This window comes from Methylobacterium komagatae, from assembly GCF_042661665.1.
Classification (GTDB): domain Bacteria; phylum Pseudomonadota; class Alphaproteobacteria; order Rhizobiales; family Beijerinckiaceae; genus Methylobacterium; species Methylobacterium komagatae.
In genome coordinates, this window is the sequence record NZ_JBHSWN010000001.1 from 2,932,380 (window position 1) to 2,958,301 (window position 25,922).

Below are 25,922 nucleotides of genomic sequence, written 5' to 3' on the forward strand. Positions count from 1 at the left end.
GACGGCTTCCACGGCATGCGTGACGATCCGAGAATCGGAACGGTGCGGGCGCGAGCCTACACTGTTCCCACCGACGCGCCGGAGGCGGACGGGACGCTCAGTTGGGACAAGACGACGATTGTCGTCGTCCATGTCGAAGCCGGCGGTGAGACCGGCCTCGGCTACAGCTACACCGACCCCAGTGTTGCGCACTTGATTGTAGGGACACTCGCATCGCGTTTGGCTGGGTTGTCAGCCTTCGACATCCCGCGGGCCAACGCCGTGCTGTGGGGCGCCGTGCGGAACCTCGGGCGCTCCGGGCTTGCCGCCACGGCGATCTCGGCATTGGACACCGCCTTTTGGGACCTCAAGGCACGCCTCCTCGACGTATCCCTGGCAAGCCTGTTCGGGCAGGCGCGGGAACACGCGGAGATCTATGGAAGCGGCGGCTTCACGAGCTACGACGACCGTCAGTTGCGCGAGCAGCTTGCCGGGTGGGTCGAGCGGGATAGCTGTCGGGCGGTAAAGATGAAGGTGGGCAGCGCTCCCGAGCGTGACCCGGCACGCATGGCGGTCGCGAAGGCGGCCATCGGCGATGCACGTCTGTTCATCGACGCCAACGGCGCTTTCACCCCGAAGCGCGCCATCGAGGCGGCGCACGTTGCGGAGCGGTTCGGCGTCACGTGGTTCGAGGAGCCCGTGTCCAGCGACGATCCTGTGGGGATGGCTTTCGTCCGCGCCTCAGCACCTGCCGGCATGGAGGTCGCCGCGGGCGAGTACGTCTACACCCTGGACGACTTGTGCGGACTGCTCGACGTGGGGGCGGTCGACGTGGCCCAGGCGGACGTGACCCGCTGCGGTGGTTACAGCGGCTTCCTGAAGATCGCGGCTCTCTGCGAGGCGGCGCATTTGGACCTGTCCGGCCATTGCGCCCCCGCCCTGCACCTCCCGGTGGCCGTTGCCGCCCCCCGCTTCCGACACCTCGAATGGTTCCACGACCACGTCCGCATCGAGCGGATGCTGTTCGACGGGGCACCCGTGCCGCGCGATGGCGTGATCACCCCCGACCCGACCCGGCCGGGCCACGGCCTGATCCTCAAGACTCGGGACGCCGATGCCTATGCCGTCTGACCGCGCCTCCCATTCGCCGAGACGGCGCGCCGCCAGCGTCAAGCGTCGTGTCGCACCCGTACGTGTCGAGGCGGCCGTCCACCCGGTGGTGGTCCTCGCGGCGGCGGCAGCGGGGGCCGGTCTGCTGACCTGGTTCGCCGCGGGGCGCTCCAAGCCTCTGGGGCTCGCTTCCGGCGGCCGCCGATACAGTCCGCGCGGGCGCGATGTCACCGCGAGCGCGGCGCAGCGCCTGAACCACGCCTCGACGATGCTCGCCGCCTCGGTACTGTTCGATTCCGGCCTGGAGCATTACCGCGGCCAGTTCTTCAACCGGGCGATGTACACCCCCATCATCGTGTCCAGCGTCACTCTGGCGGCGTCCCTGCACGGGGCCGGCGACACCGATCCCGGCCGCTCCCGCGTCCGGCACGGGGTGCAGGCGCTCGCCGGCCTGACAGGGCTGATCGGCTTCGGCTTCCACGCCTACAACGTCGGCAAGCGCGAGGGCGGCTACTCCTTCCAGAACCTGTTCTATTCCGCCCCCATCGGCGCGCCGATGGCGCTGACGCTGGCCGGGGTCCTCGGGGTCGTCGCTGAACGCGTTCGCGACGCCGACCCCGACGAGCCCCGGCTCGGTGGCTTGCCGGCGGGGCGTTCCCTTGCGGTCGCCACGGCGGGCATGCTCGCCGGCACGACCCTGGAAGCCGGGCTGCTTCACTTTCGGGGTGCCTTTCAGAACCCGGCGATGTTCGTTCCCGTCACCCTGCCGCCGCTCGCCGCCGCCCTTCTCGTCCGCGCGGCGACCAAGCCGGAGGGAGCGAGTCAGGCGGGGGCCAAGTGGGGGATGTGGGCGGTGTCGGCGATGGGCGTCGGCGGCGTCGCGTTCCACGCCTACGGCGTCGCCCGGATGATGGGCGGCTGGGCCAACTGGCGCCAGAACCTCATCGACGGACCGCCGCTGCCGGCACCGCCCTCCTTCTCGGGGGTGGCGCTCGGGGGGCTCGCGGCCCTCGAACTCATCGAACGCAGCCGCTTCCGCTTCTGAGCCGAGAGATCATCATGCGGCCGAGACTGGACCTTTATCCGGGCTACGACGTGCTCGCGAAGCGCGACGGCCCGTCTTGGAACGCCAAGACCCGCGAGGTTCTGGAGGAAAGGCTCGCCATCGGACCGGAGACGCGCCGCTTCTTCGACGAGATCGAATGGTCGACGATGACGGCGCTGGCTGAGCGGATCGTGCCGCAACCCGCCGACCGGGGGGATCCGGTGCCGGTGGCCGCCCTCGTGGACCATAAGCTCGCGACCGATACCCGCGACGGCTACCGCAACGCCGAACTGCCGGAGGAGCGCGAGGCATGGCGCCTGGGACTGCGGGCCCTCGATAGCGAGGCACGGGCGCGGTTCGGTGCACGCTTCCACGAGCTCGGCGCCTGGGCGCAGGACGAGCTGTTGAAGCTTGCCGAGAAGGGTGACCTGAATAGCGCTGTCTGGGAGGGCATGCCCTCGAAGCTGTTCTTCCACCGGCGCATCCTCGCCGACGTGGTGAAGGCGTACTACGCCCACCCCACGGCCTGGAACGAGATCGGCTGGGGCGGGCCGGCGAGCCCGCGGGGCTACGTCCGCATGGATTTCGACCGCCGCGACCCCTGGGAGGCCGCCGAGGCCAAGCCCGGCCGCGAGGACGAGGCCTACCAAGAGAACCTCCGGGTCGGCCGATAAGGATACCTCCGTCGATGCGCATCCCCGGCCTCGGCAACGCCGCCGACAACCCCAAGCACGTCACGCCCGACGACGACCCGGAGCACCATCCCCGCGCCCGCGACGGTCGCGCCCCCAACGTCATGCGGATCGGCGAATGGGTGCCGATGCGCCAGCACCGGGACGAGGACGAGGTCGACTTCGCCATCGTCGGCACCGGGGCGGGCGGCGGAACCCTGGCCTGTCGGCTCGCGGAGGGTGGCCTCTCGGTGGTGGCCTTCGATGCCGGCCCGTATTTCCGGCCGCTGGAGGATTTCGCCTCGGACGAGAGCCACCAATCCAAGCTCTACTGGACGGACGAGCGCATCGTCGACGGCGAGAACCCGTTGCAGATGGGCTCGAACAATTCCGGCAAGGCGGTGGGCGGCTCGACCGTCCACTACGCCATGGTTGCCCTGCGCTTTCGACCGGAATGGTTCAAGACCCGCACCCTGATGGGCTACGGCGCCGACTGGCCGCTCGATTGGCGGGAGATGTGGCGTTACTACGATCAGGTCGAAGACGACCTGAAGATCTCCGGTCCGGTCTCCTACCCCTGGGGGCCGCACCGGCGGCGCTACCATCGCCGCGCGCACGAGATCAACGCCGCCGCCAAAGTGCTGGCCCGGGGCGCCGAGGCGATGGGGATCGGCTGGACGCCGACGCCGCTCGCCACGGTCTCGGCTCCGCACGGCGATGCGCCCCCTTGCGTCTACCGCGGCTTCTGCACGCTGGGCTGCTCCACCAACGCCAAGCAGAGCGTTCTTGTAAGCTACCTGCCCCGCGCCCTGAAGGCCGGCGCCGAGATCCGCGACCTCGCAATGGTCGGGCGCATCGAAACGAGGAACGGGCGCGCCACCGGTGTTCACTATTTCCGCGAGGGAAAGTGGCGGTTCCAACGTGCTAAGAACGTCGTGGTGGCGGGCTACGCCATCGAGACGCCGCGGCTTCTCCTCAACTCGGCCAACCAGGAGTTCCCGGACGGACTCGCCAACTCCTCGGGCCTCGTCGGCAGGAACCTGATGGTTCAGGGCAACCAAGCGGTCTGGGGCGTCTTCGACGAGGAGATCCGCAGCTACAAGGGGCCGCCCTCGCTCGCGATCAGCGAGCACTGGAACTACGACGACAAGGGCCGTGGCCCCTTCGCCAAGGACTTCTTCGGCGGTTACTCCTACATGAGCCAGGGGCCGCTGCCCCGGCTCTGGGCCAACACCCAGGCCTCCGCGCACGGTCTGTGGGGTGAGGCGCTCGTCTCGGAGATGCAGCGCTACAACCACGTCGCCGGGCTGAAGGTCGTCTCCGAATACATGCCGCAGGAGCGCAACCGGGTGACGCTCTCCGACGTGAAGGACCAGTACGGGCTGCCGGTGGCGCGCATCACCTATTCCTGGTGTGACAACGACAAGGCGCTGAACCGCCACGCGCTCAAGTTCCTGCGCGAGGCCCTGGTGGCGGCAGGCGGGCGCGAGGTCTGGGACCAGGGCGACGACACCTGCCACCTCAACGGTACGGCTCGCATGGGTGCCGACCCGCGCACTTCCGTGGTCGATGCAGATTGCCGGTCCTGGGACATCCCGAACCTGTACGTCTGCGATGGTTCGGTCTTCCCGACGGTGGGCGGCGTGAATCCCTCGCTCACGATCCAAGCCGTCGCTTTGCGCACAGCCGATCGAATTTTGGCGGGGAGACGGTGATCGGCGTGAGCGGCATCGGGGATACCCGTTCGAGCGGAACGGGATCGCGTGTCTCCATTTTTGCTCTCGACACGGAGGTCTGCACGTGTTGGGCAGCGTCGACACTTAGGCCAAGCTCTGCTCATCGCCGTAGGGATGGCGTGGCAGACCGGCTGGACGCTGATCCTCGGCTTTGCGATCTCGGCGCTACTGCAGTCGGTCGTCTCGACCGACCAGATGGAGACGGTGCTCGGCCGCAGCGGCCCGAAGGAATTGGCCCTGGCATCGGTCGCCGGCGCCGCCTCGTCCTCATGCTCCTACGCCTCGGCGGCGATCATGCGCACCCTGTTTAAGAAGGGCGCCGCGCTGGCGACCTCGCTCGCCTTCATGTTCGCCTCGACAAACCTCGTGCTCGAACTCGGCATCATCCTCTACCTCCTGCTCGGGTGGCAGTTCATGGCCGGTGAATGGATCGGCGGGATCGTGCTCGTCGTGGTGATGAGCATTCTGGTCAAGCTGACTTACCCGCGAAAGCTCGCCGAGGAGGCCCGCAACCACGAGGAGGCGGTGGGCGGGCACAACCATATGACGATGGCGGTCGAGGGCGACACGATCGGCCAGCGGCTGACCAACCCACAAACCCGGATTCGCATGGCTCAGAACTTCACGATGGAATGGTCGATGCTGTGGAAGGATCTCGCGATCGGCTTCCTCGTCGGCGGGTTCCTCTCCGCCTTCGTGCCGAACGCCTTTTGGAAGTCCCTGTTTTTGACCGACGCCTCACCGTGGCTGAAGGTGTTACTCAACGCTCTGCTCGGGCCCCTGATCGCCGTCCTGACCTTCGTCTGCTCGATTGGCAACGTGCCGCTCGCCGCGGTGCTGTGGGCCGGCGGTGCCAGTTTCGGCGGCGTCTTGGCGTTCCTATACGCCGACTTGATCGTGCTGCCGCTGCTTGACACCTACCGGCGCTACTTCGGCTGGAAAATGGCCGCCTACATCGCCGGGGTGTTCTAACTGACTATGGTCATCGCCGCGCTGGTGATGGACCTGATATTCACCGGTCTACGGCTGGTACCGAGCCATGATACCGACGTTCGGGCGCAACTGACGCACTTTTCTCTGAACTACACGTTCTGGCTGAACCTGCTGTTCGGGGCGCTGGGGTTATACCTTTGGTGGATCAGTCGGCAGCATCCGATGCAGCATGGCCATGACGAGCATGAGCATGCCAATCAAAGGTCGGGCTCGGAACAACACCGCAACGGGTGAGCCAATTAATGGCGGACTCGGTACGGCGGGGCCGCGACGGCGTCAGTCAACGACCTCGCCGTCCGGGCCGACCTTGGCGGTTTGCGCCTCGCCGCTGCCTGCCTTCTACCCGGCGATCGACAGTGATGCGACTACCACACCCGTTTCGGCCGACCGCAAGACTCAGGTGACCTCGACGGGGACGCGGTGCCACGATGTACTGAGGTAGCCCTTGTAATTCCACGTGTCGTCCGGCTGACTCGGTTGGGTCTGCCCGGCGGCATCCCAGGCCCGCACCGCCAGTTCGTGCGCTCCCGGGGGCAAATCCAGCACGATCGTCCAGAACGTCCAGGCGAAGGGGGCGCCGGCCTCATGCTCCATCTTCGCCTGACGCCAGGATCGACCGCCATCGCCCGAAACATCGACACGCACCACCGCGCGATCTCCCGCGATGGCGTATCCTCGGACGACGGTCGTACCCGCTGAAAGGTGGGCCCCCCGGGCGGGCTCGCAGATCGCTGCGTTGAGCGGCATCGTCTCGATGGTGTGTCCCTGCGCGGGATCAGCCATCTCGGCGCTGACGTGTGGTGGAAAGAGCTTGTAATCCTCCGCCTGTATCGGGTTGGTCGACGGGTGGTCCTGCACGGTGATGCGCCGCAGCCATTTCGGGCTGCGCACGCCGGCATAGCCCGGCACGACCGCGCGGAGCGGGAAACCGTGCTCCCGCGGCAGCGGCGTTCCGTTCATCGCATAGGCCAGGAGGGTCTCGCCTGCGGTCGCCTTGGCGAGCGAGATCGAGACTCCGTAGGGCTGGCCGTCCACGACGTCGTGACTCTCGAAAGCCACGTGCAGGTCCGGCCCCGGGGCGACGTCCGCGGCGGTCAAGACGTCGGCGAGGCGCACGCCGGTCCAGTCGGCCGTGCCGATGGCGCCCCCATCCCAGGGATCGCCGGAAACCGGAGCGACCGCCCTCATGTCGAGCTCGGCGATTGCCGGCACATTGCATCGTGGCGGTGACTGTCGTCTCCGAAAAGCGCGTGCGCAGATCCGACAGCGACAGGTCGAGGACGTTCCCCACCGCACCGACGACGGACAGACGCCACGCCGCGGCATCGATGTCCGGCAGATCGCCGTGGGATCGCACGTAGAAATCGTCCACGGTGGTTCTATAGTGCGCGCGCAGTCGAGCCAGGGGTGTCTCGGCGTTGTAGGGCCGCTCGCCGTGGACGATCAGGCGCATCTTGCGTTTGGCCAAGCTCGACATCAGGCGCTCTTCTCAGGAGAGATTGGGCTCAAAGCATATCGGCGCACACAGTGGCGTCCGAGTTAAGCGACGCCGAGCGGGACATCGGATCACGGCTCGTCCTCATGGTTGCCTCGGAGCGCCACCCCGATGTCGCCGACCTTCCATGCGACGTGGTTGAGGCCGACGAGGAGAAGCTTCAAGGTGGTCATGAAGTCGTCTCCTGCACGGGTGCCGGCCGCATGTCCGCGCGTCGCCGCCGCCGCGTCGCCGAGCGCAAGGCCCCATCGACCTGGGCGGCGGAATAAGGCTTCCTCACCAGGTCGAAGCCGTGGGCGTCGTCCTGCACCAGCACGTGGCTGTAGCCGGACGTCAGGACCACCGGCAGCCCCGGATGGGTCGCCCGAAGCCGCTTGGCGAGCCCAAGCCGCCCATGCCCGGCATGACGACGTCCGAGAAGACCGCGTCGAAGCGGGATGGTGCAGCCTCGATCTCCGCGAGCCCCGCCTCCGCGGTCTGCGCCAGGGTCGTGCCGTAGCCCAGGTCGTCCAGGATCTGCGTGCAGAAGCGTCCGATCTCCACGTTGTCCTCGACCACTAGGATGCACCGATCATTGTCGTCGGCCAGCGTGTCCTCGACGACGTCCTCGACGACGTCCATGACCGCCTCCTCGGCCTGCGGCAGGTAGAGCGTGAAAGTGGTCCTGCGGCCTACGACGCTCGCGACGTCGACGTCGCCGCCAGACTGCTTCGCGAAGCCAATGACCTGGCTGAGGCCAAGGCCGGTCCCCTTGCCGACCTCCTTCGTGGTGAAGAATGGCTCGAAGATGCGGGCGACGCTCTCTGCCGCGATTCCCGAGCCGGTATCGCCGACAGCGAGCGTCACGAACGGCGTCGACAGGCCAGCGTGGCCGCGGATCGCCGGCTTCGCCCTGCCGCAGGACAGGGCCAAGGTCAGCGTGCCCTCGCCGTCCATCGCGTCGCGGGCGTTCACGGCGAGGTTGACGATGGCGGTGTCGAACTGGCTGGCGTCGGCGCGCACGAAGCAGGGGCACTCGGGCTTGGTCGTCACGACGCGGATGCGGGCCCCCGTCAGGGTGTCCAACATCGTGGCCAAGCCGACGAGGCGGGAGCTTACGTCGAAGGTCTCGGGCCTCAGCGGCTGCCGGCGGGCGAAGGCAAGGAGCTGTCCGGTGAGCCTCGCCGCACGGTCCACGGTGTCGGACACGGCGTCCATGTAGCGAACACGCCGTTCCTCCGGCAGGTTCGGCCGGCGCAGGAACTCGACCGACGACCGGATGATGGTCAGAAGGTTGTTGAAGTCGTGGGCCACACCGCCGGTGAGCTGCCCGATGGCCTCCATCTTCTGGGCCTGGATCAGAGCGTCCTGCGCCTGCGCGAGGTCTCGGGTCCGCTCATCGACCCGCCGCTCCAGCGCCTCGTTCATGTCCTGAAGGGTGTCCCGGAGCCGACGCTCGCCGACGATGCGCCGCTCCACGTCACGGGCGAGGCGGAGGGCGAGCGCGGCCAGGCAGATCGCGAGCACGGTGACGAGGAGCGCGGTCCCGGTCTCGGGCTCCAGCAGGTCCAAACGGACGGCGTAGATCTGCAGGCCCCCGAGCAGCAGCGGGACGACCACGACGGCCGGCAGAAGGAGCCGAGCGACCTCCCCGCCGCGGAGCACGGTCGCGACCCACGGCCCGTGCGGCCTGGAGAGCAGAACTCCGGCCGACAGCAGGCCCAAGGTCAGGGCGGTGAGTAACGACATGCGCGAGTAGGGTCCGCCTTGATGGAAGGCCCCGACCCCGTAGACGTAGCCCAGGCCGCCCACGGCGGCGGCGACGAAGGCGAGGGCCGCCGCCGCCACGCCGAGGCGGGTGAACGTCCGGCCTCGCGCATCGCCGAGGATGATGCCGGCCGCGGCGCCCAGGACGCAGACCACGGTCGCAAGCGATATTCCGTTGTCCGGCCCAAGCGGACCTGACACGAGTCGCTGCAGCCAGTCGTCGAGCCGGAAACCGTGCGGAACGGCGTACTGGATGCCCCCGCCGGCAGCCACTGCGACCGCGACGACGGCGAGCCAGCGGCCGACACGCCTGTCGTCCACTCGCCCCTCGTGCTGTGCCGAGAGCAGCAGCGAGACCGACAGGGCCAGCACCGCGAGGGCGGTCAGCGCCACCATCGGCGCCTCGCCCGGAAGGATTGTCGTCAGGAGAGGCAGACGGAACGCCCAGCCGGAGGCGACCGTGAGCGAGACCACGATGCCGAGGCAGGCAAGCGCCTGGGACATGGCCCTCGCCTTTGCCGCGGAACCCGTTGCGGCCGTGCCGTCCGCTCGTCGAGGAACCTGTGCCAATTCTATTCCCGTTTGCCACCTGGCCTTGGGAGAACGCACCGACTCAGGCGACGTTCGCGGTTGTGCCGTCTGGGAGCCGTGGTTACCAGGATCTCGCCGATCTGGCCGGGGAGAAAACCGTCCTCTCGTCGGCGCTGAAGCGTAAAGTGGAAGTCTGGCCAGCCTTCGTCCGTTGATCGGCCCGTACAGGGCAGGCTGCTCGGCTTCCGTTTGGGTCTCGTTCGCGAAGCCGGTCGGGTGTGGAACACCATCACCCCATTCATACCCGGGACCAGATTATTCCCGTCCCGTGAAACCTTCCGGGACAACCCCTCGTACAGGCGGGCATACGCCCGGCCAGGGCACGGCGCGAGGCCTCGCTTCAGCGCCCCAATAACCGTGCCCGACGCCCATACACCATAGTTTTTTTTATAAAAATCAGGAACTTACGCGCATACATCGTCTTGCCTCATTGTGCGACAGGGGGAATTCTTCCCCGTACAGGAGACGACGAATGAAGATCACCACCCTCGCGCTCGCCGCCTCGGTCCTCGGAGGCCTCACGCTCGGCACCGGCGCCGCTTCAGCCGCACCGATGGGCCCGAACGGCCTCCAGGCCGGCCCGGCAGGCATCACGCAGGTGCGTATGACGCACAGCGAGCGCATGATGATGAAGAAGCGCATGATGCATAAGAAGATGATGAAGCGCCGGATGATGAAGCGGAAGATGATGATGAACCGCATGTAAGCGGTCTTCTCGAACGCGGCGGCTCGACCTTCGGGTCGATCGCCGCGCCCCGCGGTTCCCAGGATACGTCGCGCACGTGCCCCGCACCTACTTGACGCGCTCCGCCCCCGACACCGGCGAGGTCGAGCGTCGGCGCTGGATGTTCCGGCACCCCGCCGTCATCCGGATCACCCATTGGGTCAACGCCCTGTGCCTGCTTGTCCTGCTGATGAGCGGCCTGCAGATCTTCAACGCCCACCCGGCGCTGGACTGGGGCAAGGTCTCGACCTTCGACCACCCGCTGCTATCGATGACTTCGACCGACGACGACCCGCCCAAAGGCGTCACGACTCTGCTAGGCCACAGCCTCGACACCACCGGCTGGCTCGGCTCCTCGGCGGGCGCCGATGGCGAGCCGGCTGACCGGGGTTTCCCTGCGTGGCTGACCCTGCCGAGCGACCAGGACCTCACCGGTGGGCGCAGCTGGCACTTCTTCTTCGCCTGGGCCTTCGTCCTGAACGGCGCCCTGTACCTGCTGTACGGGTTGCTGAGCGGTCAGTTGCGCTTCCGCGTCGTCCCGCAGCGGGACCAGGTCCGCCATTTCGCCGCCTCGGTCTGGGAGCACCTGACCCTGCGTTTCCCGCAAGGTGACGAGGCCAAGCGCTACAACGTCATTCAGAAGCTCACCTACGCGGTCGTGCTGTTCGTGCTGCTGCCGGTGCAGGTGCTGGCCGGCCTGGCGATGTCGCCCGCGATGGACGCGGCGTTCCCGTTCCTGTTGACGCTGTTCGACGGGCGGCAGTCGGCGCGGACCGTCCACTTTGTCGTCGCGGCCCTGCTGGTCCTGTTCGTCGTCGTCCACGTCGCCCTCGTCGTGCTGTCGGGCTTCTGGAACAACATGCGCGGCATGCTCACCGGCTGGTTCGTGATCGAGCGCCGGATCGAGCCCGCGGCGGGGAATGATGTCCGGGAGCACCGCGCATGATCCAGCCGCCCAGCCGACGCTCTCTCCTGCTCGGCGCCACCGCCGCGGCCGGCACCGCGATGCTCGGGGGCTGCGACCGGCTCGGCGAGGCCGACTGGTTCCGGCGCACGCTCAAGACCGGCGAGGACGCCAACCAGTTCGTGCAACGGCTACTCCTCACCGAGCGGACGCTCGCGCCCGAGTACGCCGAGGCGGAAATCTCGCCATGGTTCAAGCCGAACGGCACCGAGGACCCGCCCGACAAGGCCTACAAGGCGCTGGCGCGGCGCAAGTTCGCGGACTACCGGCTGGAGGTCGGCGGCCTCGTCGAGACCCCGCTGAAGCTCTCCCTGGCCGAGCTGCGCAAGCTTCCTGCCCGCACGCAGATCACCCGGCACGATTGCGTCGAGGGGTGGAGCTGCATCGGCAAGTGGACCGGCGTGCCCCTGTCCGAGATCCTGGACCGGGCGCGGCTGAAACCGGAGGCGCGCTACGTCGTGTTCCGCTGCGCCGACACGATGGACCAGGGCGAGGACGATGGCGCCGAAGGGGACGGGACGGAGGACGCCTCGTCCGGCGGCAACGCCAATCCCGCGATGACTAAGCAAACAGGCGGGGGTGAGGACAAGCGGGATTCCGGGGGCCAACAGGCCGCTGAGGGGACCTCCGCTGGCGACGACGCACCCGTTCGCTACTACGAGAGCATCGACCTCGTGGACGCCTTCCACCCCCAGACCATCCTCGCCTACGACCTGAACGGGGAGGCGTTGCCGGTGGCGAACGGTGCCCCCTTGCGGCTGCGCCTCGAACGCAACCTCGGCTACAAGCAGGCCAAGTACGTCATGCGGATCGAGGTCGTGGAGAGCTTCGCCGACATCGGCGAAGGCAAGGGCGGATACTGGGAGGACCAGGGCTACGCCTGGTACGCCGGCATATGAAGGCCGATGCCCTGGGCGCGGCCTTGGTTTCGTTCATATCCTGACCGATATCGGCATCCCTGCTGACCCTGTGGAATTGACCGGGATCCGTGTCCGAGAACGTGCTTCCCTTCGCGCGCGCGGAAGGCGCCGACCGAGAGCTGGCCCTTGAGAACGCCAGGCTCCGCGAGATGCTGCGGCAGGCCGGCGTTCCGTTCGACGCGGCCGACGCGCCGGTCGACACCGGCTTCATGGCCGGCGGCGGCGAGATGGGCGCGCTCATGCGGTCCATGGACTGGTCGCAAACCTCGTTCGGCCCAGTCTCCGACTGGTCCCAGGCCCTGCGTTCGGCCGTCAGCATCTGCCTGACGACCCGTTTTCCCGTCGTGCTGTACTATGGGCCGGAGCGGGCGTTGATCTACAACGACGCATGGCGGCCGGTCGTCGGCGACAAGCATCCCTGGTCGTTCGGGCGGGCGGGCACCGAGGTCTGGGCCGAGATCTGGGACATCATCGGCCCGATGTTCGACACGGTCTTCGAGACGGGCGAGGCGACGTGGTCCGACGACCAGCTCCTGCCCCTCAATCGCTTCGGGTACGTCGAGGAGTGCTACTTCTACTACTCGTACAGCCCGATCCGCGGCGAGCAGGCCCGCGTCGAGGGCATCTTCACGGCCGTCGCCGAGACGACGCAGCGGGTGCTGGCCGACCGCCGCACGAGGTTGCTGCGCGACCTGGCCGCCCGGTCCATCGAGGCGAAGTCGACCGAGGAGGCCTATGCCGTCGCCGCCGATGTGCTGGCCGGTGACCCGCACGACGTACCGTTCGCGCTGCTCTACACCTTCGACGCGGAGGGGCCGGGCCTGACGCTCGCCGGCCAGGTCGGCATGCCGGACGCAGCAACCCGCTTCGCCCTGTCGGACAAGGCCGGGACCGATCCATGGTCGCTGCGCCACGTGGCCGCCACCGGTACGCCCATCCTGGTGGAAGGGCTCGACGCGCGGATTCCCGGGCTGCCGGGCGGGCCTTGGCCGGAGCCGGTCACCCAGGCACGGGTCATGCCCGTCACGGCCGGAACAGGAGGCCGCACCAGCGGAATCGCGGTCATCGGTATCAGCCCGCGCCTACGGTTCGACGAGCGCTACCAAGCCTTCTGCGAGCAGGTCGCCTCCAACCTCAGCGCCGCCGTGACCAACGCGCTCGCCTACCAGGAGGAACGGGCCCGCGCGGAGCGCCTGGCCGAGATCGACCGAGCCAAGACCGCCTTCTTCTCCAACGTCAGCCACGAGTTCCGCACGCCGCTGACGTTGATGCTCAGCCCGTTGGAGGAGATCCTCGCCAAGCCGCCGGCCGGCGTGCTGCCTGACAACCGGGCGCTGGCTACCGTCGCCCACCGCAATGGCCTCAGGCTGCTGCGCCTCGTCAACGGACTGCTCGACTTCTCCCGGGTCGAGGCAGGCCGTGCCCGGGCCGTGTACCGGCTGACCGACCTACCGCGGTTCACCGCCGACCTCGCCGGCAACTTCCGGTCGCTGTGCGAGCAGGCGGGCCTGACGCTGACCGTCGACTGCCCGCCCCTCGACACCCTCGTGCCGCTCGATCCGGAGATGTGGGAGAAGGTGGTCCTGAACCTCCTCTCCAACGCCTTCAAGTTCACGCTGAAGGGCGGGATCACCGTGCGGGTCGAGCGGGCGGGCGAATGTGCCGTGCTCACAGTCGCGGATACCGGCACGGGCATCCCCTCCGAGGAGCTTCCGCGCCTATTCGACCGGTTTCACCGGGTCGAGGGGGCCCAGGGGCGCACATTCGAGGGTACGGGGATCGGCCTCGCGCTGGTGCAGGAGATGGTCCGGCTGCACCGCGGGTTCATTCGGGTCGAAAGTGAACCTGGTGCCGGCAGCACCTTCCGCGTCTCGCTGCCTCTCGCACAGGAAGCGGTCGGCATGGCGGGGGAAGGCGCAACGCCGAGCCTGACCGCCGCGCGGGTCGAGGCCTTCGTCGCCGAGGCCCGCCGCTGGATCGACGGCGGCGCGGGCGCGGAGGACCTGATCCTCGACGCCGAGCCGGTCCCCCATGCCCCTCCTTCGACGGGGCGCGTGCTGCTCGCCGACGACAACGCCGATATGCGCGACCACGTCGCCCGCTTGCTCGCCGCCCAGGGCTATGACGTCCAGGCGGTACCGGACGGCGAGGCGGCGCTGGCGGTCGCCCGCCAGCGGCGACCCGACCTGCTGCTCACCGACGTGATGATGCCCCGTCTCGACGGCTTCGGCCTGCTCGCCGCCGTGCGGGCCGACCCGGCGCTGGGCGACCTGCCCGTCATCATGCTCTCGGCGAGGGCCGGCGACGAGGCCAAGGTGGATGGACTCGATGCCGGGGCCGACGATTACCTGACCAAGCCGTTCTCGGCCCGCGAGCTGATTGCGCGGGTGGGTGCGAACCTTCAGCTCGCCCGGGTACGACGCGAGGCGGCGGACGCCCTCCGCCGGGTGAACGAGGACCTGGAACGGGCGGTCGCCGCCCGCACGGCCGAGCGCGACCGGATCTGGCAGGTCAGCCTCGACATGCTCGGCGTCGCCGACAGCGACGGCGTCTGGCTCGCGGTCAACCCGGCCTGGACCCTGACGCTGGGGTGGGAGGCACGCGACATCGTCGGGCGTACCTCGGAGTGGCTGGAACATCCCGACGACCGCGAGAAGACCCGCGCCGAGGTGGGGCGGCTCGCCGGGGGCGCGACCACCATGGCCTTCGAGAACCGCTTCCGAACCCGGGACGACAGCTATAGGACCCTGTCGTGGACGGCGGTCCCTGCGGACGGGCGCCTCTACTGCGTCGCCCGCGACGTTACGGAAAAACGAGCCCAGGCGATCAGTCTCTCCCAGGCCGAGGAGGCTCTGCGGCAGTCGCAGAAGATGGAGGCGGTCGGGCAATTGACCGGCGGGGTGGCACACGACTTCAACAACCTCCTGACCATCATCCGTTCGTCGGTGGACTTCCTGCGCCGGCCGGACCTGCCGGAAGAGCGGCGCACCCGATACATGGACGCGGTGTCCGATACGGTGGACCGTGCCGCCAAGCTCACCGGCCAGCTCCTCGCCTTCGCCCGGCGGCAGGCCCTGAAGCCTGAGACCTTCGATGTCGGCGCGCGGCTCCAGGCCGTGGCGGAGATGGTCGACACCGTCACCGGCGCCCGCATCCGGGTCGTGGCCGAGGTGCCGGAAAACCCCTGCTTCATCTGTGCCGACGCCAGCCAGTTCGAGACGGCGCTGGTCAACATGGCCATCAACGCCCGCGACGCGATGGAGGGCGAGGGCACCCTTACCCTTCGTCTCGCCTGTGACCAGGCGATGCCGGCCATCCGCGGACATGGCGCTTCACGCAACCCGTTCGCGGCCGTCAGCGTCGCCGACACCGGAACCGGTATCGACCAGGATACCCTGGGTCGCATCTTCGAGCCGTTCTTCACCACGAAGGAGGTCGGCAAGGGCACGGGCCTTGGCCTCTCCCAGGTGATCGGCTTCGCCAAGCAGTCGGGCGGTGACGTCGACGTGGCGAGCGTCGTGGGAGAGGGCACGACCTTCACCCTGTACCTGCCGCAGGTTGATCCCGTCGACGAGACGGTCCCCGAGGACGTTGGCGAGTTCGCCTGGGGCGAGGGGCGGCGCGTGCTGGTGGTCGAGGACAACGTCGAGGTCGGCCGCTTCGCGACGCAGATCCTGGAGGACCTGGGCTATGAGACGGCGCTCGCCGCGAACGCGGAGGAGGCGTTGGACCGGCTCGGCGGCGGCGGTGCCGGCTTCGACGCAGTCTTCTCGGACGTGGTCATGCCGGGCATGGGCGGCGTCGCCCTCGCCAAGGAACTGCGTCGGCGCCTGCCCGACCTGCCCGTGGTGCTGGCCTCGGGCTACAGCCACGTGCTCGCCGAGGAGGGGACGTACGGCTTCGAGCTCCTCCACAAGCCCTATTCCGCCGACCAGATCTCCCGGGTCCTGAACAAGGTCATTCGCGGGAGACGCCGGAGAGCCGCCCCGAGCCGGTAGGTGACGGCGCGCCCCTCACCATGCCTGCCTCGGCCCGGAGGCTGGAGCGGAATAAGCCATCGCACCGCTTTTGGAAGGCTGGCCGAGACCATCAACGGAGTATGGTAGGAGGGTTCACGCGGTTGAGGCTTGCTCGCCCGGTGACGGTTCGGCGCCGGCGGCGCCGGGTTCCGGCCCGCCCGAGGACGCGGGCACGGCGACGAGGGGGACCGTGACGAGCGAGCCGATCATCCCGAGGAGCGCGAGCCTCTCGGGGCTGCCGGTCCCGGAGCCCAGAAAGGCCGAAAGCTCGATGCGGGAGGGCCTCCCACCCGAGGGACCGTTGGGCTCATGCAGAACGAACACGTCCGTCGGCCCGTCGCCAAGGCAAAGGAACCAGCGGTCGTCGTTCGACGCGGCGTGGATCAGCTTGCGCGCGGCTGTCATGTGCTCGATGCCTCCGGTTCCTGCTGGGTTCAGAACGCGTTGATAGGACCGGGCGGCTGCGGTGCCGGTGGCTCCGTCGGCGGGTCTCCCTCGGGCGGCGCAGGGTCGAGGGGCGGGTCGCCGATGGGCGGAAGCGGGTCGTCCCCCGGGTGTGGCGTGTCCGATTGCATGGTGGAAGCCTCTTGGCGCGCCCGGCGGGTGTCAAACGATAACGCACGCGGTTCCCGGCGGATGCAGCCGCGACCGACGCTTTCCAATCCGGGTATCCCCTCCAGACCATCGCCAGCACCAGTCGCTCCCGTGGGGCCATGCGAAAGGCCAGGCTGATGTCGGTAACCCGGTCGGGGGTTGCCCGAATGATGCGCAACAAGGATGGACGCCGAGCTCCGTACCTTCGCGAGGCCGGATAAATCAGCCCCGGAGCGGTTCCGGCTTGCGCTCGTCGGGGAGCATGCTCTTCAGGTGGTCGTGCACGATCTGCGCGCTGAAGGGCTTACCGATGAAGTGCGCGCCCTCGGGCAAGTCGCCCGGCCCGGGCTTGGCGTGGCCGGACGCGACGACGATGGAGATGTGCGGCCAGTGCTCGGCGGCGTAACGGGCCAGGGCGAAGCCGTCCATCGTCCCCGGCATCTGGACGTCGGTGAACAGCAGGCAGAGGTGCGGATGACGCTCGTGCAACAGGCCGACCGCTGCGTCTGCATGGGCTGCCTCCAACGTCTCGAACCCGGCATCCTCCAGGATCGCCAAGGCGTCCATGCGGATGAAGGCGTCGTCGTCGACGACGAGGGCGAAGGAGGGCGAGAGGTGGGTGGCCATGGCCGGAATATAAGTGGGACCGTACCGGAAAGGTCCCTGCTGCCGACCGCGCACGGCACGGTCGCAGGCATGACCTGGCCTCATGGGCGACAGCGTTCAGGGCACCCCGCTGCGGTCGATCTGGCGCATCACGCGGTGCAGGTCGAACGGCTTGGGCAGGAATGTCGCACTGGCCGGCAGTGCCTCGCGGGTGACCGGCGCATGTCCCGAGACGACGAACAGGAGCGTCGGCGGGAACCGCTCGCGGACGTAGTGGGCCAGCTTCAGGCCGTCCATGTCACCGGGCATCTGGACGTCGGTCAGCACAACACGGATCTCGCCGTGCCGGTCCAGGAGGGCAATTGCCTCGTCGGCATTGCCAGCCTCGAACACGCGCCAACCCCGCTCCTCGAAGAAGTCGACGATGTCGAAGCGCAGGAGCGCCTCATCCTCGACCACCAGGACCGTCCTCGATCCGATAGGCGTACTCTGACCCACCGCTACGGATTCTCCCCGACGACGGCCGCGTCACCCACGCGTGCCTCCAACGTGAACCTCAAGCCCTCCGGGAGGAATTCGCTTGCCGCCGTCCCCCCGAAGTACGAACGCAGGGAGCGCTCGATCAGGGTCGAGCCGAACCCGCGCCGGGTCGGAACCGAGACAGACGGCCCACCCTGCTCCCGCCACGCCAGCCTGAATTTGGCCTCCGGTCCCGTCCCGTCAACCTGCCATGTCAGGTGGACGCAGCCGGTCTCGTTGGAGAGGGCGCCGTACTTGGCCGCGTTGGTGGCGAGTTCGTGGAGGGCGAGGGTCAGGGCCACCGCCACCTGGGGCTGCAGGGCGACCGCGGGACCGTCGAGGACGATGCGCGTCCCGGCTCGCCGTGCGGCGCCAGGGCATGTTCCGCGAGCGCCCCCAGGTCGGCGGAGCGCCATGAGCCGCCGGTGAGCACGTCGGTGGCCGCCCCCAGCGCGACGAGCCGTGCGGACAGGTTCTCGCTGGCGGAAGGCAGGTCGACGCTGTTGCGCAAGGTCTGGTGCGCGACCGACTGCACGACGGCCAGGACGTTCTTCAGCCGGTGGGCGGGCTCGCCGTTCATCATCCGCATGTCGTCCTCGGTCCGCCTGCGGGCCCGGAAATCGCGGGTCACGGTGCCGTAGCCGAGGGTGTTGCCGTCCGGATCCGTGACGGGGAACACAGAGTAGAGCACGGGGATCAGCTCGCCCGTGACGAAGTGACGGAAATGCAGGTCGCCGGCCCAGTGGCCGTCTCGCTTCACCGCCGGCAGGACATCTCCCGCCACCGTAACGGCATCCTCGGGCGGGAAGAAGTCCGCGATGGCGAGCGTGGTGATGTCCGCCTCTTCCAACCCGACCAGCCGCCGTGCGGCGTCGTTCATGTAGAACACGCGGCCGTCGACGTGGGCCATGCCGATGAAGTCGGTGCTGTTCTCGGCCAGCCTGACGAAGCGGTCCCGCTCCTCCTCGCTCTCGCGCAGGGCCGTGATGTCGCGGGAGACCGACAGGATACGGTGTGGCTTGCCGTCCGCGCCCGGGATCGGGCTGACCGCGACGTGCCACCACCTGGGCGTACCCTGCATGGTGCTGGCGCGGCCGACGAAGCTGGCCGAGTGCCCCTCGCGTGCTCCATTGACCGCCGCGACCGCCTCGGCATGGCCGCTGCCGGCCCAGAAGTCCGGCCAGGGGCAGCCGGAGATGGCGTTGAAGTCGCTGACCTCCATCAAGCGCTGGCCGCCCTCGGACATGAAGGTCAGCCTGCCGTCGAGGTCGAGCACCTTGATGCAGTCGGTCGAGCTCGACAGCACGCCGGCCAGGAAGCCCTCGCGCTCCGCCGCATCGGAAGCCGCCCGCACCAGGTCCTCCCGCGCCGCGTCGGAGTAGCGCAGCGCCTGTCGTAGGGCGACGACGACCCCGACGAGGCCGGATGTGGTCGCGGCGTAGATCCCGGATGCCGCCCACTGCGTCGGGGAAAGGATGCCGATGGGAGGGACGTCGAGGAGCACGAAGCCGGCGCAGAGCGTGGAGAGCACCGTGGCCCACATCCCGGCCCCGCCCCCCAGCAGCAGGGTCACCGCCACGACGGCGGGGGTGAACAGGAACCACGGGGCGAACTCGGCGAACAACGCGAAGCGCAGCAGGGCGACGGCGAGGACCGCCAGCGCGGCGATGCCGTACCTCCAGAAAAAGGGCGGCGGGCGGGCGACGACGCCGGCGCGGAGGTGGGAAAGGACGAGGGCCGAGATGGTCGTGTTCCCGCAGGGGCACGACGAACGGCGTCGGGCCAATCTCCTAACCGAAATGATTGTGACCGGGCCAAGGCTGGCAGGTCAGCCGACGTGAGGTACCTTCACTGTTCGCGCGTGGTCGATCCCGGATGACGGGGGCAGACGAAACCGGAAGGTCGTCCCGCTGTCGACGGCGCTTCTCACTGTCAGCACGCTGCCTTGCCGCTCGACCAGGTCCCGGCACAGCAGCAGGCCGAGCCCGCTGCCCCGTTCGCCAGCCGTGCCGTTCGTCGTCGTCCGCCGATCCAGCCTGAACAGGTCGTCGACCTTGCCCGGCGGCATGCCGACCCCGGTATCGGTCACCGAGATCTCGACCTCGCCCGCGACGCGGCGGCCGGCGATTTTGATCGTACCACCGGGGAGCGTGAACTTGACGGCGTTGCTGACGAGGTTGCGAAGCACCGTGGCGAGCATGTCCCGCTGCGCCCGAACCACGATGCGGTCGCAGGATACCTGCAGGATAAGCCCCTTGTCGGTGGCGGACTCGGCGGCGCCTTGCATCACCTCGTCAGCCAGGGTGCCCAGGTCGACGTCGGTCAGGGTGACCGCCATCGTGTCCATCTGCAGGCTCGCCCAGGAGAACAGGCTTTCCAGCAGGGCATAGGCCTGCGTCGCCGCTTCTTGGATGCCCTTGGCCCGGCGCTCGATGGAGGCGGGGTCGCGCGCCGCGACGGCTTTCCCCAGCACCTCGGACAGGCCAAGCAGCGCCTGGAACGGGTTGCGCAGGTCGTGAGCGATTATCGAGAACAGCAGCGACTTCTGCCGGTTCAGGGTGTCGAGTTCGAGCGACTTCGCCTCGGCCTCCCGCCGTGCGGCGGCGAGCTCCGCCTGGAAGGCCTGCCGGGCCTCGGCGAAGCGGATCGCTCGCGCCAGCCCGGATGGGGTCACCTCGGCCTTGTCGAGGTAGTCCAGCGCGCCGGCCCGCATCAGCCGCGTCGCGAGGTCCGGATCGGCCTCGCCGGTCAGCATCAGCACCGCCCGCGCCTCGCCCTCGACCGAGAGCAGGGTCTTGAGCAGCGCGAAGGTGTCGATGCCCGGCAGCCGGTAGTCGAGCAGCACGCAGTCGAAGATCGCCTCGGCGGCGAGGCGACGCCCTTCCTCGCCGCCCGCGGCCTCCGTCAGGGTATGGGCGAGGCCGGACTTGGCGAGCGCCCGCCGGACGGCCGCCCGGTCGACCGCGTCGTCGTCGATCAACAGGATGCGGGTCGGGTTCGTCACGGTGACGATTATGCAGGAAACTCGACCACCTTCCAGTAGTGCTCCAGCAACGCCACCGCCTCCATGAAGGTGTTGGCCGGGTCGCGCTTGACGATGTAGCCGGCGACGTTGTGCCCGTAGGCGCGCATCCGGTCCTCGTCGGCCTTCGACGTGGTGATCATGAACACCACCGCCGCGCGCAGGTCCTCGTCGGCGCGCACCGCCTCCAGGAACTCGATGCCGTTCATGCGAGGCATGTTCAGGTCGAGCAGGATCAGGTGCGGCTTGGGCAGGCGCTCGCGCCCGTTCTCGCCACGCAGGATCTCAAGCGCCTCGATGCCGTCGCGGGCGACCGTGATCGGGTTGCCGATCCGGCTTTTCTTGAAGGCGCGCTTGAGCCCCTGGACGTCGACCTCGTCGTCGTCGACCAGCAGGATGTTAACCGTCGAGCCCATCCGCCTGTCCCTTCCGGCCGTCGCGCGGCCACGTGAAATGCACCGCCAGCCCGCGCCCGTCCGGCCCGTCCGCGAGCCGGACCTTGCCGCCTTGCCGGTCGACCAGCTTGCGCACGATGGCGAGCCCCATGCCGCTGCCCTCGACCTCGTCGCGGGGCCTCAGCGTCTGGAACATGCCGAACACGCGCTCGCGGAACTGCTCGGGGATGCCGGGGCCGTCATCGGTCACGACGAACTCGACCGCGTCCCCCGCCGGTCTCGCCTCGACCCGGATGCGCGCCTCGGCCGGCCGGTCGTGATGCTTGATGGCGTTGCCGATCAGGTTCTGCAAGGCCTGGGTCAGCGGGGCCCGCGCCGCCTGTAACGTCGGCAGGGAGGCGTCCGCCGTGATGGTGAAGCCTTTCGGGGGGCTCACCAGCACGGCGAGTTCCTCGACGAGGGCCTTCGTGTCCACCGTGTCCATCGTCGCGTCAGCCCGCCCCGCCCGCGAGTAGGCCAGGAGGTCGTCGAGAAGGCTGTCGAGCCGCCGCACCCGGCTCTTGAGCAACTCCATGTTGGTCCGGACGTCGCCGGTCAGCGAGCCTTCCAGGTCCTCTTCGATCCACCCGACGAGGTTCTCGATGCCACGCAGCGGCGCCTTCAGGTCGTGGGAGGCGACGTAGGCGAACTGCTCCAACTCCTCGTTCGAGCGGCGCAGGTCGATGGCGTGCCGGGCGAGCCGCCGCTCAAGGCCCTTGCGTTCGGTGATGTCGGTGTTGGTCCCGAACCAGCGAAGGATGGCGCCGTCGGGCCCGCGGTAGGGTGTAGCCAGAGAGAGAAACCAGCGGTACTCGCCGTCGGCGCCGCGGAGCGGAAAGGTGTCCTTCCACGGCTCGCCGGTCCGGAACGCCTCGCTGATGCGTTCCACCACGCGCTCGACATGGTCGGGGTGGTGGACGTCGCGCCAGCCCCAGCCGCGCATCTGCTCGATGGTGGTGCCAGTGTAGTCGTACCACCGATGGTTGTACCAAATGATATCGCCGCTCGGCTCGGCGACCCAGGCCATTTGCGGCAGCGCGTCGGCGAGGGCGCGGAAGTCGTCCGCCGTCAGGTTCGCGGCTCGCTCCACGCAAGCTCTCCTTCGTCGATGGATCGGTGGGGACGATGACGCCTGCCCACTTCGGTATAGGCGTGGCGCCCCATGTCGTGACAAAGCGGCGGCGGCAAGGCCTATCGTAGTGTCATTGAATTGACTGGCCGTGGTCGCGTCGACAGTTCCAGGGCAGCGGGCAAGGCTCCCTTAGACCGCGAAGCCTCATGGATCGGGATGCACGACGGGGAATACGGTTCGATGCGCCGCTTGCTGGACGAGGCCGTCGGGCGTGAGGTCCATGCGGACGCCCTGGTAGACTTGGCGGTATGCAGGCCTGGGGACGTTCACGTTCGAACCTTGCGAGTACTGGCTCGCAGCCAGCGCATCCGTGCCATGGAGTTGCGCGGTAATGCGGCCGCCCTTCTTCGACCGCGATGCGTCGGCGGAAATCCCGGTCAGGGCTAAGGGACGCCCGTCGCGCTTAGGGGCAGGCAACGCTGGGTCAGCTCCCGCGCAGCCTCGACAGGTCGCGGCTTGGGCGTTGGAGATAACCGACCTGGCGAGCGCATCGCTCGTCCTGAGCACCATGGCCGCCCCCCGTTCGGTCAGTCACGGAGGAGCGGCACGCAACTCAGCTGCGGGCGTCTCCGTCCCGCATCTGGCCTGTCGGCTCCTGAACATGTGCTTCGAGGAACCACAGCTGCTTGTCGACGGCGCGGGACACTTCCGTGAACAGGTCGGCGGTGTCGGGGTCTCCCGCCTCGTCGGTCTCGTCGATGTTCTCGCGTACGGCGTTGGCGTACGCGGCATAGCTGTCGATCAGCGCGGCGATGTGGTCGGCGATGGCATAGATCCCGGTTGGGTAGGCTGGCAGCCTAGACGATCCCGCCACGACCTGCGCCGTTCCCAGGGCCGTACCGCCGAGCTCGAACCGCCCGCTCCGCCACCTTGTCGTTGAGGTCGCTGATCTCAGCACGGAAGCCGTCCAGCATCAGGTGGATGCCGATGAATTGCGGTCCCTTCAGGTTCCAGTGGGCCTGCTTGATCGCGAGGGCGAGATCGATGCCGTCGGCCAGCCGTGCGTTAAGCGCCTCGATGGACACCCTCTTGGCGTTGGAATTGGTATTGTTGCGGGTCTGGTGAGTGCGCGGGGTGCTGCTCGTAGCCATGCCTATGCTCCAATGTGTCGAGGCGGCAATAGTGGAGCATGGAGGAGGTTCCCTCGTTGGGAGCCTGACCGGCGGACTTAGGGGGCCTGCACCGTCCAGGGTCGAACCGGCCCGTCGTGGGGGTGTCGCGACGGGCCCGGATGGCCGGCCCGACGAGGAGGACCGGGAACGTCGAGCCCGTAACGACCCAGGAAAGGGCCTCGGCCCCGGAACATCCCAGCTTCACTGCCGAAGGGTCACTGCGGGTCGACGGAGGCTCCGTCATGAACATGGGGCATAGGAACCTCAGATAGCCGGCAGTCCCATCCGGCTGCGCGACGCTGAACGGGCCGCCGTCCAAGGGACTTGTTGGCTTCGCGCCGATCTTGCTGGCCGGGTGACCGCAATGCCAGGAATCGCCGGCCTCGGCATGAGCTTCCCTCGGCCCCGGGGCAGGCCCGGACGGAAAGGAACGCCATGTCCAAGGATACCGAGAAGCACCGCGAGTTGCTGGGCGCGCTGAGGGACGCGCAGGGGAAGGGCGACGGCAGCTTCGAGACGGCCGTCACGGCCGCCTTCGAGCACGTCTTCGAGCATTTGAGCCGCCTGAACGACCACGTTTCGCCCGGCGGCCCCGATGGCGGTGACCGACACCTGAAGCCGGGCGAGTCCCCGACGCTTCGCTAAGTCGATGCGCGGCCGGACGCCCTACGGGCTTGTTCGGCCGGCGGCGCCCCGGTCATCTCCCTTCGGACCGTATGGGTGAACCCCGCGGCTGCTGCTCGATGCTTCGGGTTCAGCGAATCTGATCGGCGCGAAACCGGTTGCCGCCGGCCTGCGTGTCCTGGCACCGACACGGCGGCAGCAGCTCCCGGCCACCGTCGGGTAAGGTCATTCCACCGGTCAGCAGGCGGAGCAACAGGTGCTCCAGCGGCTCGACCTGATAGGGTTTTTGCAGGACCGGGACGCATCGGTAGGCGCCTTCGAGCCCCTTTTGGCCGTAGCCTGTCGCGAAAAGGAACGGTGTGCGGCGCTCAAGGAGCAGGTCGGCGATCGGGTAGCTGCGCGCGTCCCCGAGGTTCACGTCCAGTACGGCGAGGTCGAAGTCACCCGAGCGCGCGAAGTCCAAAGCCTTATTCAGCCGCATGGCGACGGCAACCTCGCAGCCGAGGTCAAGCAGCATGTCCTCCGCGAGCATTGCGACGAGGCTCTCGTCCTCAACCAGCAGCACGCGGCGTCCGACTAGCGACGTCATGGCGCGCGCCGCCCTCGACGGCTTCTTGGCCGACCCACCCGAGGGTGGTCAGCGGGATCTCCAGCCGGCAGGTGACGCCGGTCGGCGCGTAGGCGATCACGGCGCTGCCGTCGAACTCCATGGGCAGCTGCCGCTCGATCAGCCGGGAGCCGAACCCCTTGCGGGTCGGCGGCGCGACCGGAGGTCCGCCGCGCTCGACCCATGACAGGTCGAGCCGTTGGTGCCCCTCCTCCCCCTCATGCAGGGACCACGTCACGGCGACCTGACCTTCCGGTACCGAAAGGGCGCCGTACTTGGCGGCGTTGGTCATGGCTCGTGCAACGCCATCGCCAACGTGACCGCCACCTTGGGATGCAACCGGGCGTCCGGTCCCCGTACCCGGAAACGGTTAATGTCAACCTCCGCCAAAAGGTGGGGGGCCAGCGCCCGCTCGATCACCTGGCTCAGGCTGGCGCCCTTCCAGTTGTCCTCGACAAGCACGTTGTGGGCAGTCGACAGGGCGGCCATGCGGGCGTCGAACACGGCGCGCACGGCCTGGTCCGTTTGCCCGCGAAAGGTCTGGGCGGCAATGGACTGCACCGTGGCTAGGGTATTCTTGACCCGATGGTTGAGCTCGTTGATCAGCAGGCGCTGGCGCTCGACCGCCGCCTTCTCTTCGCTGATGTCCCGCACCTCGATGATCGTACCGATGATGTTCGTGGCGTCGTCGCGGATCGGGCTGGCGGTGAACCCGACCGGGAAGAAATGCCCGTCTCGGTGGACGAACACTTCCTCGCCGCGCTCTTGGTTGTTTTCGGGAAAGGCGCGGTCGATGGCGCACTCCTCCAGGGGGAACGGTCGGCCGTCCGGGTAGGTGTGGTGCACGATGTCGTGCAGCGGGCAGTCGCGGGCGAGCACCTCGGCGAGGGTCCAGCCGGTGAGCGCCTCGGCGGCCCGGTTCATGTAGATGCAGTGCTGGCGGTCATCCATCAGGAAGATGGAGACGGAGGCGTTGTTCAGGACCGCGTTGAGACGACGCTCGGTTTCGAACAGCTGGCCACTCCCCTCCCGCAGGCTTGCCAGGGGCATAATGGCGGCGGCATTCGACTGCAGCGGCTGCCGGGAGTTCGGCACGGGCACGACCTTTCGCGCGAGTTGAGCCGGCACCCTGCGTGCAAGCCTGAGGAAGTCGGGGGCTGGGCGCGCCAGCGGGCATCCGCCTCGTGTGCCGGACACGGCGGGTCCAATGCCTTTTATCACCCGGGAGTTCCACCCCTGGGCGAGCAGGGCCGGGCTCTCGGCGCGGTCGGCCCCGAAG

Annotated in this window: 24 protein-coding genes and 3 pseudogenes; 11 read left to right on the forward strand and 16 right to left on the reverse strand. The window is 68.4% G+C overall.

From position 1 onward, the window contains the following. Positions 1-15 precede the first annotated feature (15 nt). The 6 genes from ACFQE0_RS14490 to ACFQE0_RS14515 are packed head-to-tail and all read left to right on the forward strand — an operon-like array spanning position 16 to position 5,768. Positions 16-1,110: an enolase C-terminal domain-like protein gene (locus tag ACFQE0_RS14490; RefSeq protein WP_378970793.1), complete on the forward strand. Its 1,095-nt coding sequence runs from the start codon at positions 16-18 to the stop codon at positions 1,108-1,110. Continuing rightward, entirely contained in the window at positions 1,100-2,134 is a 1,035-nt protein-coding gene (locus ACFQE0_RS14495; protein WP_378970795.1) for a hypothetical protein, read from the forward strand. The genes ACFQE0_RS14490 and ACFQE0_RS14495 overlap by 11 nt, the downstream gene beginning before the upstream one ends. A 14-nt stretch (positions 2,135-2,148) precedes the next feature. Then, positions 2,149-2,808, forward strand: coding sequence for a gluconate 2-dehydrogenase subunit 3 family protein (locus ACFQE0_RS14500; protein ID WP_378970798.1), 660 nt, complete (start codon positions 2,149-2,151; stop codon positions 2,806-2,808). A gap of 14 nt (positions 2,809-2,822) precedes the next feature. After that, positions 2,823-4,520, forward strand: coding sequence for a GMC family oxidoreductase (locus ACFQE0_RS14505; protein ID WP_378970800.1), 1,698 nt, complete (start codon positions 2,823-2,825; stop codon positions 4,518-4,520). Positions 4,521-4,568: 48 nt separating this feature from the next. Then, a complete protein-coding gene (locus ACFQE0_RS14510; protein ID WP_378970803.1) occupies positions 4,569-5,513 on the forward strand; it encodes a permease in 945 nt (314 codons plus the stop codon). 6 nt (positions 5,514-5,519) lie between these two features. Then, positions 5,520-5,768: a hypothetical protein gene (locus ACFQE0_RS14515; protein ID WP_378970805.1), complete on the forward strand. Its 249-nt coding sequence runs from the start codon at positions 5,520-5,522 to the stop codon at positions 5,766-5,768. Positions 5,769-5,930: 162 nt separating this feature from the next. Here the strand turns inward: ACFQE0_RS14515 and ACFQE0_RS14520 are convergent, their stop codons facing one another. The 3 genes and pseudogenes from ACFQE0_RS14520 to ACFQE0_RS14530 form a co-directional block, all read right to left on the reverse strand. Then, the gene (locus ACFQE0_RS14520) at positions 5,931-6,317 is read right to left on the reverse strand and encodes a molybdopterin-binding protein (protein WP_378975482.1); all 387 of its coding nucleotides are present in this window, start codon (positions 6,315-6,317) and stop codon (positions 5,931-5,933) included. 111 nt (positions 6,318-6,428) lie between these two features. Further along, positions 6,429-7,011: pseudogene (locus ACFQE0_RS14525) on the reverse strand (molybdopterin-dependent oxidoreductase); the annotation flags it as partial. Between the two features lie 187 nt (positions 7,012-7,198). Further along, a pseudogene (locus ACFQE0_RS14530) lies at positions 7,199-9,279 on the reverse strand (ATP-binding protein). A 559-nt stretch (positions 9,280-9,838) separates the two neighbouring features. On the opposite strand from ACFQE0_RS14530, the gene ACFQE0_RS14535 reads away from it, so the two are divergent. From ACFQE0_RS14535 to ACFQE0_RS14550, 4 genes are all read left to right on the forward strand, one after another. After that, entirely contained in the window at positions 9,839-10,072 is a 234-nt protein-coding gene (locus ACFQE0_RS14535) for a hypothetical protein (RefSeq protein ID WP_378970808.1), read from the forward strand. Positions 10,073-10,148: 76 nt separating this feature from the next. Then, positions 10,149-11,036, forward strand: a complete 888-nt coding sequence (locus ACFQE0_RS14540; RefSeq protein WP_378970810.1) for a cytochrome b/b6 domain-containing protein — start codon at positions 10,149-10,151, stop codon at positions 11,034-11,036. Beyond that, positions 11,033-11,953 carry a molybdopterin-binding protein gene (locus ACFQE0_RS14545; protein ID WP_378970813.1) on the forward strand — a complete coding sequence of 307 codons (921 nt, stop codon included), beginning with the start codon at positions 11,033-11,035 and terminating at the stop codon, positions 11,951-11,953. The genes ACFQE0_RS14540 and ACFQE0_RS14545 overlap by 4 nt, the downstream gene beginning before the upstream one ends. An 89-nt stretch (positions 11,954-12,042) precedes the next feature. Further along, positions 12,043-15,972, forward strand: a complete 3,930-nt coding sequence (locus tag ACFQE0_RS14550; RefSeq protein WP_378970816.1) for an ATP-binding protein — start codon at positions 12,043-12,045, stop codon at positions 15,970-15,972. 114 nt (positions 15,973-16,086) lie between these two features. Here ACFQE0_RS14550 and ACFQE0_RS14555 read toward each other — a convergent pair whose 3' ends face one another. The 10 genes and pseudogenes from ACFQE0_RS14555 to dps all read right to left on the reverse strand — a co-directional run bounded on the left by ACFQE0_RS14555 (position 16,087) and on the right by dps (position 23,391). Continuing rightward, entirely contained in the window at positions 16,087-16,398 is a 312-nt protein-coding gene (locus ACFQE0_RS14555) for a hypothetical protein (protein WP_378970818.1), read from the reverse strand. A gap of 411 nt (positions 16,399-16,809) precedes the next feature. Further along, positions 16,810-17,214, reverse strand: coding sequence for a response regulator (locus tag ACFQE0_RS14560; RefSeq protein WP_378970821.1), 405 nt, complete (start codon positions 17,212-17,214; stop codon positions 16,810-16,812). Positions 17,215-17,310: 96 nt separating this feature from the next. Beyond that, positions 17,311-17,691 carry a response regulator gene (locus tag ACFQE0_RS14565; RefSeq protein ID WP_378970824.1) on the reverse strand — a complete coding sequence of 127 codons (381 nt, stop codon included), beginning with the start codon at positions 17,689-17,691 and terminating at the stop codon, positions 17,311-17,313. Positions 17,692-17,693: 2 nt separating this feature from the next. Beyond that, a complete protein-coding gene (locus ACFQE0_RS14570) occupies positions 17,694-18,014 on the reverse strand; it encodes a hypothetical protein (protein ID WP_378970826.1) in 321 nt (106 codons plus the stop codon). Next, on the reverse strand, positions 18,005-19,498 hold the full coding sequence (locus tag ACFQE0_RS14575; RefSeq protein WP_378970828.1) for a PAS domain-containing protein: 1,494 nt from the start codon (positions 19,496-19,498) through the stop codon (positions 18,005-18,007). Before ACFQE0_RS14575 ends, ACFQE0_RS14570 begins: the two co-directional genes overlap by 10 nt. A gap of 42 nt (positions 19,499-19,540) precedes the next feature. Continuing rightward, the gene (locus tag ACFQE0_RS14580; RefSeq protein WP_378970831.1) at positions 19,541-20,716 is read right to left on the reverse strand and encodes a hybrid sensor histidine kinase/response regulator; all 1,176 of its coding nucleotides are present in this window, start codon (positions 20,714-20,716) and stop codon (positions 19,541-19,543) included. Positions 20,717-20,724: 8 nt separating this feature from the next. Beyond that, a complete protein-coding gene (locus tag ACFQE0_RS14585) occupies positions 20,725-21,150 on the reverse strand; it encodes a response regulator (protein ID WP_378970834.1) in 426 nt (141 codons plus the stop codon). Next, positions 21,134-22,258 carry a sensor histidine kinase gene (locus ACFQE0_RS14590; RefSeq protein ID WP_378970836.1) on the reverse strand — a complete coding sequence of 375 codons (1,125 nt, stop codon included), beginning with the start codon at positions 22,256-22,258 and terminating at the stop codon, positions 21,134-21,136. The genes ACFQE0_RS14585 and ACFQE0_RS14590 overlap by 17 nt, the downstream gene beginning before the upstream one ends. A gap of 186 nt (positions 22,259-22,444) precedes the next feature. Beyond that, the gene (locus ACFQE0_RS14595) at positions 22,445-22,717 is read right to left on the reverse strand and encodes a hypothetical protein (protein ID WP_378970838.1); all 273 of its coding nucleotides are present in this window, start codon (positions 22,715-22,717) and stop codon (positions 22,445-22,447) included. Positions 22,718-22,853: 136 nt separating this feature from the next. Further along, a pseudogene (gene dps, locus ACFQE0_RS14600) lies at positions 22,854-23,391 on the reverse strand (DNA starvation/stationary phase protection protein Dps). Positions 23,392-23,847: 456 nt separating this feature from the next. Between dps and ACFQE0_RS14605 the strand changes: the two are divergent. Continuing rightward, entirely contained in the window at positions 23,848-24,057 is a 210-nt protein-coding gene (locus ACFQE0_RS14605) for a hypothetical protein (protein ID WP_378970840.1), read from the forward strand. 109 nt (positions 24,058-24,166) lie between these two features. Here the strand turns inward: ACFQE0_RS14605 and ACFQE0_RS14610 are convergent, their stop codons facing one another. The 3 genes from ACFQE0_RS14610 to ACFQE0_RS14620 are packed head-to-tail and all read right to left on the reverse strand — an operon-like array spanning position 24,167 to position 25,744. Then, positions 24,167-24,601 carry a response regulator gene (locus ACFQE0_RS14610; protein ID WP_378970843.1) on the reverse strand — a complete coding sequence of 145 codons (435 nt, stop codon included), beginning with the start codon at positions 24,599-24,601 and terminating at the stop codon, positions 24,167-24,169. After that, a complete protein-coding gene (locus ACFQE0_RS14615) occupies positions 24,588-24,935 on the reverse strand; it encodes a hypothetical protein (RefSeq protein ID WP_378970845.1) in 348 nt (115 codons plus the stop codon). The genes ACFQE0_RS14610 and ACFQE0_RS14615 overlap by 14 nt, the downstream gene beginning before the upstream one ends. Continuing rightward, the gene (locus ACFQE0_RS14620; protein WP_378970848.1) at positions 24,932-25,744 is read right to left on the reverse strand and encodes an HWE histidine kinase domain-containing protein; all 813 of its coding nucleotides are present in this window, start codon (positions 25,742-25,744) and stop codon (positions 24,932-24,934) included. The genes ACFQE0_RS14615 and ACFQE0_RS14620 overlap by 4 nt, the downstream gene beginning before the upstream one ends. Positions 25,745-25,922: the final 178 nt, after the last annotated feature.

Coding starts and splice junctions, on each gene's coding strand:
- ACFQE0_RS14490 (WP_378970793.1), top strand. CDS start 16: ATGCGTGACGATCCGAGAATCGGAACGGTGCGGGCGCGAGCCTACACT.
- ACFQE0_RS14495 (WP_378970795.1), top strand. CDS start 1,100: ATGCCGTCTGACCGCGCCTCCCATTCGCCGAGACGGCGCGCCGCCAGC.
- ACFQE0_RS14500 (WP_378970798.1), top strand. CDS start 2,149: ATGCGGCCGAGACTGGACCTTTATCCGGGCTACGACGTGCTCGCGAAG.
- ACFQE0_RS14505 (WP_378970800.1), top strand. CDS start 2,823: ATGCGCATCCCCGGCCTCGGCAACGCCGCCGACAACCCCAAGCACGTC.
- ACFQE0_RS14515 (WP_378970805.1), top strand. CDS start 5,520: ATGGTCATCGCCGCGCTGGTGATGGACCTGATATTCACCGGTCTACGG.
- ACFQE0_RS14520 (WP_378975482.1), bottom strand. CDS start 6,317: ATGGCTGATCCCGCGCAGGGACACACCATCGAGACGATGCCGCTCAAC.
- ACFQE0_RS14535 (WP_378970808.1), top strand. CDS start 9,839: ATGAAGATCACCACCCTCGCGCTCGCCGCCTCGGTCCTCGGAGGCCTC.
- ACFQE0_RS14545 (WP_378970813.1), top strand. CDS start 11,033: ATGATCCAGCCGCCCAGCCGACGCTCTCTCCTGCTCGGCGCCACCGCC.
- ACFQE0_RS14555 (WP_378970818.1), bottom strand. CDS start 16,398: ATGACAGCCGCGCGCAAGCTGATCCACGCCGCGTCGAACGACGACCGC.
- ACFQE0_RS14560 (WP_378970821.1), bottom strand. CDS start 17,214: ATGGCCACCCACCTCTCGCCCTCCTTCGCCCTCGTCGTCGACGACGAC.
- ACFQE0_RS14585 (WP_378970834.1), bottom strand. CDS start 21,150: ATGGGCTCGACGGTTAACATCCTGCTGGTCGACGACGACGAGGTCGAC.
- ACFQE0_RS14605 (WP_378970840.1), top strand. CDS start 23,848: ATGTCCAAGGATACCGAGAAGCACCGCGAGTTGCTGGGCGCGCTGAGG.
- ACFQE0_RS14615 (WP_378970845.1), bottom strand. CDS start 24,935: ATGACCAACGCCGCCAAGTACGGCGCCCTTTCGGTACCGGAAGGTCAG.